At 37.8% G+C, this 15,798-nt stretch carries 5 protein-coding genes; all 5 read left to right on the top strand.

Going from position 1 to position 15,798, the window contains the following annotated elements; genetic code table 11:
• Positions 1-224 precede the first annotated feature (224 nt).
• The 5 genes from MSI_RS07885 to MSI_RS07865 all read left to right on the top strand — a co-directional run bounded on the left by MSI_RS07885 (position 225) and on the right by MSI_RS07865 (position 15,798).
• Positions 225-12,365 carry a hypothetical protein gene (locus MSI_RS07885; RefSeq protein ID WP_009105570.1) on the top strand — a complete coding sequence of 4,047 codons (12,141 nt, stop codon included), beginning with the start codon at positions 225-227 and terminating at the stop codon, positions 12,363-12,365.
• Positions 12,366-12,481: 116 nt separating this feature from the next.
• Positions 12,482-13,174, top strand: a complete 693-nt coding sequence (locus MSI_RS07880) for a putative ABC transporter permease (RefSeq protein WP_237706495.1) — start codon at positions 12,482-12,484, stop codon at positions 13,172-13,174.
• A 47-nt stretch (positions 13,175-13,221) separates the two neighbouring features.
• A complete protein-coding gene (locus tag MSI_RS07875) occupies positions 13,222-14,043 on the top strand; it encodes a glycoside hydrolase family 16 protein (protein WP_192807747.1) in 822 nt (273 codons plus the stop codon).
• Between the two features lie 31 nt (positions 14,044-14,074).
• On the top strand, positions 14,075-14,824 hold the full coding sequence (nudC, locus tag MSI_RS07870; RefSeq protein ID WP_009105567.1) for an NAD(+) diphosphatase: 750 nt from the start codon (positions 14,075-14,077) through the stop codon (positions 14,822-14,824).
• A gap of 101 nt (positions 14,825-14,925) precedes the next feature.
• Positions 14,926-15,798 (top strand): formate/nitrite transporter family protein, encoded by an 873-nt coding sequence (locus MSI_RS07865; protein WP_009105565.1) that lies wholly within the window; start codon positions 14,926-14,928, stop codon positions 15,796-15,798.

Here is a 15,798-nt window from a genome sequence, read left to right as displayed (position 1 = left end):
GCGCAAATCATATATTTTAATAGTCACTGGGATTTTTGCTTTAATAATAAGGGAATGATAAGAATAGTCTTATAGCACTATAAATCTTCTGTAAGAAGGTTAAAATTATTATAGATATAACAAAAATTTTGTATGCAATTTCTCTATACTTCCATTAGATTTGAATTTGATATATTGGGCTAACTATCGGTGTGTGTTTTAAATTCAAAAAAGTTGGAGAACATATGCAAATCAAATTAAACAAGGTGAAGAGAGTTATCATTGGTCTGGCAGGTCTTGCTGCCTTATTTCTTTATTCATCCTGTGAAATAGGACTCGGTGAATCGGTGGATACGGAGGCACCAAAAGGTGCAATTTCAAGTCCTGATGTTGACGCAATAATCCGCAGTGTATTTGCGATTCAGGGTACCTGGACTGATGATGGAAGTGTCAGTTCGGTTTCAATTACCTTGCAGAATACAAGCACAGAAACAAAAACAGAATATTCAGCAACAATAGAAGATGGAAAATGGTACTGCGAAATTGATCCAAATGATGAAGCCCAGCCAATTGTTGACGGTTCCTATCTTGCAACAGTTGTATTAAAAGATGATGGTGGCCATACAACTACACTTACCCGTTCATACACAATCGATAATACGGCTCCTCTTATTGTACTTCAGCGTCCTTCAACAAAGGCAAATGCTGCCAGCGCAGATGTTTTTGGTCAGACTTTTACTTTAAAAGGCCAGGCAGTTGATGATAATGATGTAAGCAAAATTCTGGTAAAGGTTTACAGTGACCAGGATTGTACAAATCTTTTGAAAAGTATTGAACTTTCGAATGTTCCGGCAAATATGGAAATGGATGTTGCAACTTATGAGGCTGGAAATACAAGTAATGATTATTATCAGATTTACGGCGATTACGATGAGAACAAGAAAGAAACAAAGACTTTTTACTGTAAGTTAGAAGCTTACGATGGCGCCGCATATTATCCGTTGAAAGAAAGTGAAGCAAGTTCAGATGGAAACTGTGCAACAAACTATTACCTTTACAGTGATATTTCAACATTAATCAGTTCCTATAAGAGTACCGGTATTTATAAAATGCAGAACGGAACTTATGATGGCGAGACTGACACAATTGAAGCAGTAAAGGAAAAACTTGCCGCTAATGAAGTTACTGTTAGTAAATTCAGCTTAAATCCTGACAACAGCCCAACTTTTACGGTTGAGGGAACCGGTAAACTTGTAAGTGGAGAAAGTCTTCTTACTTCTGCAGGAGCTTTGTCTACAGGCTGTTCAATTACAAATAAATCAAAAGAGCTTATTGTAACAATAAGTCCAGGTCGCGATGAAATTTCTATTAATGCAGATGATGAAGAAAAGCCGCTTTCTGTATATTTAATGGAATGTGATGATTCAGGAAACATTACAGGAAGCGAAAAAATTCCTCTTATTACGACCTATCTTAATTCAACAGGAACAGAATGGATTTTAGTTGAAGGTCAGGGTTCTGTTACAATCAGCGATTCAAGCTATGTTATTACAACAGGTACAATCAGTACTGAAAATTATGCTATTGAAACTTACAACTCTACTACAAAAAAATTATATCGAGTCTGTGTAAGTGCTTATGATGATAATGATTTGAAAGTTGTTGAATATAATTCAAAAATTTATGCATTTGGTCTTTCTTCAAGCGCAAGTATTATCGAAACGACAGTTTCATCTTCTCCGGAATATGTGTCGGTAAATGAAGCTGCAAATGCAGATAATAAAATTCTTAAAGTAAGTCTTACTTATACTTATGATGGTAAAGCTTATTTGATGAGAACTATTGGAAGTAAGGATGCTGAAAAAGTAGATTATGATGATACAAAGACTGATGATGAAAAATATGAATTCCCGGCTGGTACTGATGTAAGTTTTACAGATAAAATTTCGGTTGAAGATTTGAAAGAGTCTGACGGAACTTATGCTTCAACAATTGTTTATAAATTTATAAGTATCTTAGGTGAAGATGTTGCAGCTTCAAATACAAAGACTGTCAATGTTAAATATGATAATGAAGTTCCTGTTGCCGGAAGCGTTTCTGTTCCATCAACTTCAGAAACAGCTTTATCCAGCTTCAGTTTTAGTGGAAGTGTAAGTGATGCAGCTTCAGGAATAGATAAAGTTTATATCAGAATTACGGATAATACAGATTCAACAAAAACAACAGGAGACCTTGTCGCATCTGGAACTGAAAGCTGGATTTATAAATTTTCTGCATCAGACTTGCCGGAAGGCGGTGCTTTTGATGAGGAAGGTTATAAAACAGTATTAATCTGGGCTCTTGATAAAGTTGGCCTTTCAACAATTCTTTATTCTTCAGACAGCTGGATTTATGATACTTCTGCGCCGGAATTCACTATCGACAGTTATATTTCAGCAGATAGTGATGGAAATTATTCTGGCAGCTCTCTTTCTATAACCACAAGTACAAGCGGTTCAGCAAGCTTTAATACCGGTAAGGCATTTAAACTTATTGGTTCAGCAAGTGATAACTTTGGAATAAAACAGATTTCTGTCAGTCAGTCTGATGGCACAAATACTCTTACACTTGATTCAGATACTGATGGTGGAATTGTTTATAATTCTACTGATGGAAGCTGGTATATAGAAGATTTACCACGTGATTCAAGTGGAAGTGGTGTCAGCCTGCCTGATGTTGGAAGTCTTGCAACTTATACATATACCTTCTCTATAAAAGATTATGGGGACAGTTATGCTACTGCAAAAACGCTTTCAGTTGTAATTGACCGTGAGGCACCAGTAATTACGATTACAGCTCCAGATTCTGCTGACAGTTCAAGCGATACTGTAACTCCAGAATATTCAGCTTTTGGAGAAGGTTCTTTAAACGGAGATGCAGCTACCTTCCGTGGAAGTGTAAGTGATGGTGAAGGCCTTGGCATGCAGTATTACTCTTATGTTATTACTGATAGCTCGACTGCTCCTGCTAAAGATGAAGTTGATTCTGACGGTAATTCAATCTGGACACAGAAATCAAAAACAAGCAGCGGAAACTGGTCTTTTTCTCTACCTTTAGGAAATGGAAGAAGCGGTACTGATACTGACACACTTTATGAGGGAACTCATTATCTTTATGTATATGCTGTGGATCAGGCAAATAATGAAAGTGATATTATAAGTGTACCTTTCTGTGTTGATCAGAATGCACCTTCAATTGCTGTTTTAATGGAAACAAAAAAATCTGATTCAGAAAGTGAGAGTGATTCAGAAAATTCTTATACAGCTCTTGGATCACTATCTTCCTACGATATTTCTGATGCCGATTTGTTCAGATTTGTTGTTTATGCCTCTGATACAAACGGAATCTCTTCTGTAAGCGCAGTTAACAGTGTTGATAATACGGAATTCACCCTTACAAAAACTGATGACAGCAATGTATGGACTTCAGATGATATTTCGACAGAAGGTTCTTATACAATTGTAATTAGTGTAGAAGATATTTCAGGTAACGGTCTTTCTGGAGAGAGTGCATTGAGTGGTCGAAAAACTACAGTAACAAAGACTGTTGTTTTTGATAAGACGGCGCCAACAATCGACAGTGTAAAAATTAATAACACAGATATTACTTCTGCCACAGATAATTCAACAAGCTGGTACGCTTCAAATACTGTAACTGTTATTGTAACTGCCAGCGACAATGCTTCAGGTCTTTCTGCTGTTCAGTATTCAACAGATAATACAGATGAAGAAAGCTGGCAGGATTTCCTGATTTCCAGCGGAACTTATCGTGCAAATGTAGAATTTGAAGATGATGGAGAACACAAACTTTATCTTCGTGCAGTCGACGTAATTGGAAATGAAAGTTCAGTCTTCCAGACGGTAGATTCAGAGGGCACTGCAATAGACGGAATTGTTATTAAAATTGATTCTTCAGCTCCGGAGCTTGAAAGCCTCTGGTATAAAACAGGAGATGTAACTGCCGAAGCTAGCGGAACAGTTTACATAAGTGGAATTGAAACAAAAGATCTTACTGTATATGGAACAATAAGCGATGATGACAGCGGAATTTCTGGACTGACATTTACAATGAATGGAAATGAAGTAAGTCCTTCGGAACTATATTATTCAAGCACAGAATCAACTGTAAATGAATCTGGTGAAAATACAAAAGCCTGGATAACTACGGCAGAAGCAGCAAGTTCGGTTGAAGAAGGTGCTTTTGCCGCTTTAACAGATTTTGATGATTCAACTGGCATAAAAACCTGGAAGGCAACATTTGCGGCCTCATCAATAGTCAGTGGAAAATTTGTTGCAACGGGAACTAACGGAGCGGGAGGTTCGTATGCACTTCCTGCATTTACTATCAGCGTAGATTCAAAGAAACCTAGTCTCGCAAATATTAGTCTGGCAACTTCAAATTCAGCTTATTCGGTATATCAGCCTGATTCAAATACTTATACATATTATCTGAATAACGAAAATCAGACTTTTACAATCAGCGGAATTGCAACAGATGATAAAGGTGTGTCTAAGGTAGCAATTTCAGTAGAAAACTATTCAAACGAAGTTTCTACAAGCGGCGAATGGACTTTTACAGGAATTGATTTGACTTCTGTAAGTGCAGCTTCCACAACAGCAACAGTTACCGCTTATGACCTTGCCGGAAATGCTCAGGAACAGAGTATTACACTTAATATTGATAAAACAGCTCCTCTGGCAAAACACTGGGCAGATAAAAATGATAAAGATATTTATTTCCGAATAGGAAATGCAGATAACGAAAAGACAGCTTCGGCAAGTTCTTCTTCGGGTTATGTTAATGAAGCAGGCAATACCTGGGATTCAGACTTAGATGAAGATGTCGGAGGAAAATACTCTGCCGGAACTTACGGAAATTCCTCAACAATCGAAATCCGCGGATACTTTGAAGAAGCTTCCAGTGGCCTTAAGATGATTTATTACAAGATTTTCAGTAGTGCTCCGACCGCCGAAGAAATTGAAGCGCTGGTAACAGGTTATAAATCACTTCCAAATTATTTTTCACCTCTTTCATCAGAAAAGATAAGAAGGGTAATTTATACAGATTCATCTGATACAAAAACATCAATAAGCGGCGTACCTTCAAATTTTGACTCTACAATTTCAGGATTTGATAACGAAAAAAATTATCTGGTTCTTCTTGCAGTTGATAATGTAGGAAACGTAAGTGCGGATACTCTGAGCGGTTACTCTGTAAACAATTCTACGACTACAAGTGAAAGTGATTATACAAGCAAGTGGAACGGAACTGATACTTCCGGAAATGGACTGGAATACTATTCTATAAATGTTGATACAGTAGTTCCTGAAATCAGCGATAGTGTTTATTCAAATAAATCTACAGCGGCTGATAATCTTCTTAGTGAAACTCTTTATTCAAATAAAGGCGAAGCAGAAGCCGACTACATTACCTTGTGGGGTCTGGCAACAGATAATGCTGCCGGAATAAGCAGCATTGTTTTCACAGTAAATGGTAATGAAATCTCAACTTCATCTGATACATATGGAACGTTAACAATAAAACAAAGTGAAAGTGAAAATCTTGGAGGCAGCAGCCAGACTTTGAGCGAAACAAATACCTTCTGGAAGGTAATAATCAAACCTGCAGCCTTTGGTAACCTTACGAGCGGTAATGTTTCGGTTTATGCAAAGTTAACGGATAAAGCCGGTGATGGAAATTCAAAGACTGTAAGTGTTGCAACGGTTACTTTGGATGCAATTGCTCCAACTGTAACACTTTCAACTCCAACTGATGCAGATTCTGATACAGACGGAACTCAGATTAACGGCACAATCAGTCTTACAGGAACTATTTCTGATGCAAATACACTGCCAGATTCCGCAGTTTATGCAGTTCAGTATTCTACAGATACTGCAAACTGGTCGGATGTTACTACAGAATTAATGTCAGATTATGCAGTTTCTGGTTCTTACAGCTATACAGTAACTGGATTTGACACAACAAAACTTACAGATGAAAAACAGTACTATATCCGGGTTGCAGCAAAGGATGCGGCTGGTAATATCGGCTATTCAGCAAGCCTGCCGGTTTTTGTGAGTCAGGATACAGACAGACCGGTAATCAGATATACAAACCTTACGCTTGGAGAATCTATGTCTTCAAGTTCTTATTTAGCATTTGATACAAATGAACTATACGGTTCAATTAGTGATGATGACGGAGTTACAGGATTAACCCTCGCATATCAAACAGCAGTATCAGATTCTGCTTTGACAGATTCTGGATGGAAAACTCTTACATTAAATAATGGTTCTTTCACTTTGACATTTGATGAAGATGGAAAAAAGAATCTTTATTTTAAGGTAACTGATGTAAACAGCAATGATTTTATATCCTCTGCTGAGGATGAATATAATATTTCGTCTCCAAAAATTACGGATGGTACTAACAAATATGGATATAAAGATACAAGTACAGTAACTTACACTAAACCAACAGTTAGTTATATAAAGGTGGACACAATAGCGCCAAGTGTAGATTCTATTGAATATTGTCTTGATCCAAGTGCAGATAATGCAGAATGGAGTACGGCAATTTCTTCACAAACTTTCGGAGGAACAAACAGTAGCTTCTATATTCATCAATATGCTTATGATGCAAATGATGTTGAAAGTGTAACATTAACAATTGCATCTAATGAAAAAGATGAAAGTGATTCAGTTTATACATATGAATTTACAAAACAGTCAACTACAAAAACACTTAATGAAAACACTTATTATGAATGGAGATCAGGTGAAATTGATATTTCATCTTTAGCAAGTGGTTCAAGAAGCTTTACAGTTACAGTTTCTGATGGTGTAAAAACTACACCAACCAGTATTTATGTAACAATTGATAATACGGCTCCTGTTATAAAAGTTACAGGTCCTTCAAGTTCTAATACTTCTAGTGGAAGCATAACAATTTACGGAACTGTAGATTGTGAAGCAACAACATATTTTGCAGTTTCTACTTCAAATGAAGTAAAACCTGATGAAACTACTGCTATAACAACCTGGTCTGGAAAAGATTCTGATGGTAATGCAACTTCGGGAATAATAAGTGATATTGCTTCAAAGGTTTCTTATACGCAGATTGAAGATGCCAGTCTTTCCTGGTTTGTTTACTTTGATGGAGATACAACATCTGCAACAGAGACTACTCATTCTGTTACATTAAATGACTATCTTGTAAATTTTGGTATTACCACAAATGATGAACTAAAATCTACAACAAATGCATTTGAAACAATTGTTAATTTATATGTATGGATAAAATCTGTAGATAGCGTAGGAAATTATTCAGAAACAGCACATTTAGTTCAGCTAGACCCTCAGGGAGATAGACCAACTGTAAGTATTTCTTATCCGTCAGTAGATGGACAGACTTTGGGAGGAAAAGTTCGTATTGCCGGTTCTGCGGAAGATACTGGCGGAACGAATATAGGTGTAAATCAGGTATGGGTACAGATTATTTCTTCTTCTCATGAATATGAAGCATATACTGGAGAAACTACATTTGGAACCTTTACACAGACAGATAATATAATTACTGCATTCACTCCTAGCAAAAACGATTTGGATTATCTTCTGGCTTCTGGTTATACCCTTTACAACATGAAGAGTTATGCAACAGAAAGTACTCATACTGCCTACAGTGGAACAATTGCAGATGGAGCAAGTGCTTCTAATTATGCAATTCCTGCGACACTTTCTGGTTCGTCATGGAGTTTAACAATTAACTCTAAGAATGAATTTAATCCGGAAACCTCAGGAACTAACAGTCTTGCTATCCGTGTTTATGCAATGGATAACGATGGAAAATTTAGTATAAATACTGATAAGTATATTATTTTTGATTCATCAAATCCTGTAATAAGTAATTTGTATTTAATTCAAACATCAGACAATAGTCTTTCTGTAACATCGGATACACCAAATTATAGTGCAACAGCTTCCCGTCAGTATGAGGAAGATATGTTTGTTAAAGGTGAATGGTGGCTGACAGGTTGTGTGGAAGATAATGATGCTATCAAAACCTTAAAAATCGGAACAGATAGCCTTATTAAAAATGGAGAAATAAAAACTAACAGTAATTGGGCGGTCGTAACATCAGGAACATCAACCTCAAAAACTTTCCCGGATGAAGATGATGGTTCAAAGAATGTAACAGCAGCAGTTTATCCTAAAGTTTACTTTAAGTATAAATTGGATACTTCAACAAGTGTGGGTTCTATTTCATTAATATATGATGTAATAGATGCAGCCGAAGGAACTGCTGGAGAAACAAGTTCTACAATCAAAGTAAACTTTGATAATGTTGCACCTGTACTTGCTGGTGCAGAAAATTCATCGTATGCAATAAATCCAAATGTACAGCAAAGTAACGGCTATTATTCTTTTGGTTCCTTAGCAACTGAAGCTGCCGTTGGAACTTATTCTCAGAGTGGTTTTGACTGTGTAGCATTCTTCTTTATGCGAAGAAATATTAAGGGAACAAGTGAAGTTGATTCTATTTTTAATCCAATGATTAAAGGTGGAAAGGCAACAACATTGTCATCTTCTTTGATTTACGATTCAGGTTTGTATTGGCAAAAACAAACGGTAACACGTGATTCATCAAATCTCAATGTTATTACAGCAAATGTAGATTCTGATATAAGAGTAAATGGCCTTGTAAAAATAGGCGGTGCATTCTATAAGATTTCGGCAATAAGCGGAAGTACAATTACATTAGACGGTTATCCATCAATTGATTATACAGAAGCATATTTTGCTTATGCACTTACAATTAATAATACAATCCAGGAAACAGGTGGAAGCACTGTAAAAACAGATACAGATGGTTATGGTTATCCATCATCAATCACTAATGATGATGGAGATGGCATGGTAGAATATGTAGAAAAATCAAGTTCAAATTATACATGGTCTGCATCAATTGTTTCTTCAAATATTCCAGATGGTCCTGTTGAACTTCACTACGTTGTATTTGATAAGGCTGGAAACTATTCTATTGGCATTATGGGAAATATGCTGGAAAGTCTGTTTGCTTCTACATCTACTGAAAACTATGCATTAACAGATGATAGATCTGATTACTCTACGCTAAAAGCAAGTGATTCAAGTAATGTTCTTTATGTTGATAAATCTTATTCTACATATAATGGAATTCAGACTTCAGCTTCAAACTATAAAGATTCTTCAGTTGCAGCAGCCGCGTTTGTAAGTAATAATGCGCCTCGTATGGCAGGTTTTATTCTGCAAACAGATTATGACGGCGATAACGAAATGGATGAAACCTATAACGATTACAATGCTGCTGCTATTTCAACGGCTTCTGTAACGGGAACAAGTGGTTCAAAAAATGTATATAATCCTTTTGAAAAGCCTACAGGAAAATCAACAACAAATCCTCTTTTAACATCTTTAGAAGCGGGTTCTACATCGGCGCCAATAAAAAAGATCAGAGGATATACTACAATTACACCGGAAATTGTTGGTGGCAATGGAGAAATTTATTATGCATATAATGTTACTGGAACAAATACACTTTCTGGACAAAATTCAACCGCAATTGTTACTGAAGGAAGTACAGATTATACAATTAATGATGTAACGCCAATCAATATTCAACTTGGAGATTTGCTTAAGATTGGAGATTCTGATACAGGAGTTCCTTTTAAATTTACATTCTGGGATAGTACAGATGGTACAGAAAAATTTGACGACAGTCAGACAGCTACATTAACCGTATATCTTGCAATCAATGCAGCAGAAAATAGTAAGCCAACAGTAGAAATAACTCCTTTCTATTGGAATTCAAGTTCTTCAAACAGTTTGTATGGTAACAGCACCTCTAACGGCCATATAGAACTTGAAGGTGATTTGCCTGATACGTTTACAACTTCTGCTACAGGAGTTAATGATCGTGATCCTAAAGTTTCAGGACAGATTGTTATTGAAGGAACTTCTCATGATGATAAGAGAATTGATTATCTTTATGTAAGTATTCCTGGTATGACTATGGGAAGTACAACTAAAACCATAAGTGGAACAGTATTCTATCAGCTTGCCTCATATAGCAGCGAAAATAAAAAACTTGAAGGAACAGATGACTGGGATGATTCTGGTTATAAACTGGAAATTACAAGTGATGCACAGTCAGATAGCGGACATGATGTCAGTTGGAAACTTTACTGGGATTCTTCTAAGATAAGCACAGTTGCTGCTACAGATGTTGCTATTCAAGTTGTAGCATATAATCAGGGTATTCCAACCTGTGCCGAAAGTGGTTCAAGCAATTTAAGTATTGATGGAACTACTTACTATGCTGATCCAGCTTATACAAGCGCGCAGAATAATACTCCTGGCACAACACAGACCTCAAGTAGCAAGGCTACTGCTTATTACAAAGTTGACGTAGTTCCATATGTTGCTGGTGTAAAGACAAGTCTTTCTTCACTCAAAAAGAAAAATAGCTCTGTTTATGACAGAACCGCACTCGGTCATTACCCGACAGGAAGTGAAGATAAAGTTTACCTTTATGGATTTAACCTTGCCGGAGGAGCTTTGAGTGACAGTGCAAATACATCAGTAAATCTGAGTGAAGTAACGCCTTCAACAACTTACAGTTGGTACAGTTCCTCATACTTTACTTATCCAAATGCTTATGAAGCAAGTGTTTCAGACTTTACCTCTGGCGAAGTCAGCGTAACTGTAAATGGCGTAATTTCCTTGAACAACAAGAATGACAATGCTTCATCAGGAGCTTATACAACAACTACAGCTGCTTCAACCGGTGATTATACAATTTACAGCAATTACTATAACCGTCAGCCGAATAATGATAACAACAATAATTTGACAGATGACCTTATACTGGATGTCTGGTCATTTGACAGCGATGCAGTTGTGCCAATCAGCGGAAAAATAGAACAGCCTCACATGGCAATTGACCCGATAACTGGTCAAATTGGTTTTGCCTTTGTAAATGGTCCTTTGTACTTTAGTATGGCTGGCAGCACAGAAGATAACACAAAGACCTCTTATGATTACTGGATGGGAAGTTACGATTTCTTTACTTCTGTAGGTTTTGCTTACGACAGTCTTGGTTACACTTATGGTGTTGCAGCCGGTGGTGATATTAACTCAAGTAGTGCTGATAAATTCCAGTTCATGACAAGCAGATGGGGAAGAGCTAGCCGTGCACAGAATGGTTCTTACAGCAGCAGTAGTTCCCTGCGTCTTGAGTCTATTGGTATGAAGGGAACAAAATCTAATACTAGTGATTCAACATACTATTTTGATAAGCAGCGTATAAAATCTCCAAGTCTTACAACTTCTGTTCATAATAATTATACCAATGTTTATCTTGCTTACTATGATGCCATGAATGATGAAATTCGCTTTAAGGCTGGTTCTACAAACTCTACATCAACTACAGGATTTGGTTCATTTACTGATTATGATACAGAAGGAGCTCCTTATATATATCGTAATGAAAAAGTAAGTATGCTTGCTGGTAACGGTACATCTTACGGTGCTGGAAGTTATATAAGTCTTGGAGTAGTTTCTGGAAGTACTGCTACAACTGATGTAGTTTGTGCAATCTGGTATGATGAAACAAGCCGCGTGCTCTGGTACAGCTATAACACATCACCTTTGACAGACCGCAATGGTACAACAGACCGCTCTGGCTGGAGCGATCCAGTTCAGGTATTCTCAGGTGATATGGAAAACGCAGGTGAATACTGTCAGCTTGCGGTAGATGCAAAAGGTGGTATTCATATTGCGGCTTATGACGGAACAAACTGTGATTTGGTTTATGCTTATCTTTCAAGCTATTCAGCAAATCCAGTTACTTGTGTTGTCGACAGTTCAGGTGTAATTGGTTCTAACCTTACAATTGATGTTGCTCTGGATTCAAGTAATAACGCAATTCCACGTATTGGTTATTATGCAACAAGTTGTATCCGTCCTAAACTTGCATACCTCGTTAATACAAGTTCTACAGCTTCAGCAGGAGCAGATGATGAAGTCTATACAGGAGCCTGGGAATGTAGCGTTGTTCCTACAGAAAGCAGTGTAAATATGCAGAGTAACCAGTACAACAAGATTAATGTTGGTGTATGGAAGAACAGTTCAACAGGTGTCGTAAAAGAAAGCACAAGCGGAACTTCATCGTATACAAATAATCCTAACAGTTATAACTCAACTTCTTATGGATTTGTATACGGAAACGGAACAAGTAACGCAGTTTTGGGATACGCAATTAAGGTAAGTTCAAGCTCCGACGCTATCGAAACCGCCCAGATGCGCTAAAATCGCTCTTTTCTGCCCCATCCTCTCCGCACGTCAGTTTTCTTTTGGTCTGCGGAGATTTTGGGGGTATAATAGGAGCGGAGATAAACTATGAAATTCTTTTTGGTAATTACTTTTTGTTTTTTGCTGGCAGTCTGATTGGCTGGGGAATTGAGCTGGTATTCCGCCGCTTTTTTTCGGCAAATAATCAGGAGCGGAAGTGGATTAATCCGGGCTTTTTGACAGGCCCCTATCTTCCGCTTTATGGCTTCAGCCTGGTGATTTTGTTTTTGCTTTCCTATATTGATGTAAGTTTTATAGAAAATCCCCATCTGCAGAAGCTGGTTTTATTTGGCCTTATGGCTCTCTGCATCACCTTTTTTGAATTCATTGCCGGAATGATTTTTATTGTCGGCATGAAAATCCGCCTCTGGGATTATTCCAAAAACTGGGGCAACATCAAAGGAATTATCTGTCCGCAGTTTACCTTCTACTGGTGGCTTTTGAGTGCCATCTACTACTTTCTGATTCACCCAAAAATCCTGGAATGGCTCTTCTGGTTTACAAATCACATCGAGTTCAGTTTTGTAGTCGGCTTCTTCTACGGAGTCCTTTGCGTTGACCTTACTTATTCCCTGCGAATCATGACCCGAATCCGTCACTTTGCCCGCGAAAACAAAACAATCATTCATTTGGTTGAGCTTCAGCAGCAGATTCGCCTTAAAAACGAAGAAAACAAGGAAAAACTTCACTTCTGGTTGACCATGAAGTCCGAGCAAATCCAGCTTCCAGAACATCTTCGCGTGATTTTTGAAAAAATCCGAAAGTAAATCTGAAAAATTTTGAATTTATGAAAATTTTAACTTATATTGAAAGTATGAAGAAAAACTATTTTATCGCATTATGTCTTGCCGCAGGCTTTCTAACTTCCTGCAGCCTTTTGTCATCTTCCCGCGAAAAGGATATGAGACCTGATTATGTAAAGGAAAATATGTCTCTTGTCTGGGCTGATGAGTTTGATGGTGACTCTGCAGAGCCAAATCCTGAATTCTGGGATTACAATACCGGTGGCGGCGGCTGGGGTAACGGTGAACGTCAGTATTATACTAACGACCGAACAAATTCTTTCGTAAGTGACGGAACTCTTAAAATTGTTGCCCACAAAAATGAAAAAAATAAATGGACAAGTGCCCGCCTTATCACTTCTTTTAAAAAGAGTTTTACTTACGGTTATGTTGAATTCCGTGCAAAACTGCCTGTAGAAAAAGGTTCCTGGCCGGCACTCTGGATGATGCCACAGTTTACAACTTACGGTCAGTGGCCTCGCAGCGGTGAAATTGATGTAATGGAATATGCAACAAACTTCTGGGGTAAAAAAGCATACGGAACAGTTCACTGTAAGGCCGGATCTGGCGGAAATGCCGTTAACAGCGATTACCGCGAAATTTCTGACGTTCGAAAATGGCATACTTACGCTGTTTTGTGGACAGAAGATTCAATTAAATGGTATTACGACGGAGAATTCCTTACAGAATACAAAAATCCTCATAATGAAAAAGATGCCTGGCAGGCCTGGCCTTATGATCAGCCATTCTACATTATTATGAATGTAGCTATGGGCGGAACTTTGGGCATGGATATTCCGGAAAAATTAAAAAGCTGCCAGATGGAAGTTGATTACGTGAGGGTTTATCAATAATAAAGAGTTTGCCTAAAATCGAGGTACTACAATGGATAGATGTTTTGTTTTGTGTGACTCAAATATTGTTTTGAAGGCTGACGGTTCTTTGCCTGAGTTTTCTGAATTTGAAAAAATAAAGACAGATAATCCGCTTCTTGAGTATTTTGAAGAAAAAAATACAGGAATTAAGGTTCTTGGACTTTCTTCTGCAGAAAAACTTGATGCTTCTTATAAAGTAATTCCTATGCGAGAGTTTTTTGCAGAAAATGCTGATGATGAAATCAGATTCCAGACCTTCAGGGCTAAATCACTTTTGAACTGGCGGGTTTCTGCAAAATTCTGTCACTTCTGCGGTCAGAAGCTTGATGAACATCCTCTGCTAACTGCAAGAATATGTCCTTCCTGCAAAAACGTCTTTTTCCCACGCATTGAACCTTGCATTATCGTGCTTGTTACAAAAGGTGAAAAAATCCTTCTTGCCCGTCATACTCAGCGAAATCAGGATATTTATGCCTGTATTGCGGGCTTTATTGAAGCCGGAGAATCTGCCGAGCATGCAGTTGCACGCGAGATTTTTGAGGAAACCGGAATCCGTGTAAAAAACATTCAGTACCGTGGCAGTCAGAGCTGGCCCTTCCCTGCCCAGCTTATGCTTGGATTCACAGCTGAATACGAAAGCGGCGATATAGTTTTACAGAAGGAAGAACTTTCTGATGCCCAGTGGTTTGACAGGAATAACTGTCCTGCAAGTCCAAAACCGGGCTCAATCGCCTATCAGCTTATTCACGGAGAGATTTAAGCGCTTTAAATACTTATTTTACTTATTTAACTTCAAATAGAATTGAGAAAGACCTTCTCTAAGAATAAAATCTGCCCAAGAAATTTAAAAAGAGTGAAGAAATGGACGGATTAAAAAATGTTGGGCAGGTCGTTGAAGATTATATTTGCGGCTGTGAAAGTAAAGTAAAATGCCCTTTTTCAAAACTTTTCATTAAAGCAGTTTTAGCCGGCGCAATGATTGCACTTGGTGCCTGTGCCGGAAATGTTGCTTCTCATGCTATCTCTAATGTTGGCCTTGCCCGAGTAGCAAGCGCTGTTGTTTTCCCTGTTGGTCTTATGATGATTGTTTTAATCGGCGGTGAACTTTTTACCGGCGATTGTCTTATGGCTATGAGCTGTATGACTAAAAAACAGTCTGTAAGCAATATTCTCAAAGTTCTGGCTATTGTCTATTTTGGAAATATGGCAGGAGCAAGCCTTGTTGCCTTTGGAGCCTTTTTAAGCGGACAATTTAATTATTCAGCAGGTCTTCTTGGTGCTTATTCTATAAAGGTGGCTCTTGGAAAGGTAAATCTTTCTTTTACAAGTGCCCTGATTTCTGGAATTCTCTGTAATATTCTTGTTTGTGCGGCAATTGTGATGGCAGGCGCTTCAAAGGATGTTACCGGCAAGCTTCTTGCAATTTTTTTTGTAATCATGCTTTTTGTTACAGAAGGTTTTGAGCACTGTGTTGCAAACATGTATTACATTACCGCAGGTCTGATTGCGGCTCATCAGACTGATTATATTCAGGTTTTTCTTGACCACTATGGTCTTACTGCCGAAAGCCTTCAGGCTCTTAATCTGAAATCTTATTTAATCGGAAATCTTGTACCGGTAACCTTTGGAAACATTATCGGCGGGGCCCTTTGTCTTGGACTTCCGCTTGTTTATCTGAACATTAGCAATGGAAATAAAACTGTAATCGATGGAAAATCAAAGGAGGTGGCATAA

This window comes from Treponema sp. JC4 (assembly GCF_000260795.1).
Classification (GTDB): domain Bacteria; phylum Spirochaetota; class Spirochaetia; order Treponematales; family Treponemataceae; genus Treponema_D.
This window is presented reverse-complemented; position numbering and strand designations above follow the sequence as displayed.

What these genes read in the sequence shown, in the direction of transcription:
- MSI_RS07885 (WP_009105570.1), top strand. Translation starts at nt 225, where the DNA reads ATGCAAATCAAATTAAACAAGGTGAAGAGAGTTATCATTGGTCTGGCA.
- MSI_RS07875 (WP_192807747.1), top strand. Translation starts at nt 13,222, where the DNA reads ATGAAGAAAAACTATTTTATCGCATTATGTCTTGCCGCAGGCTTTCTA.
- nudC (WP_009105567.1), top strand. Translation starts at nt 14,075, where the DNA reads ATGGATAGATGTTTTGTTTTGTGTGACTCAAATATTGTTTTGAAGGCT.
- MSI_RS07865 (WP_009105565.1), top strand. Translation starts at nt 14,926, where the DNA reads ATGGACGGATTAAAAAATGTTGGGCAGGTCGTTGAAGATTATATTTGC.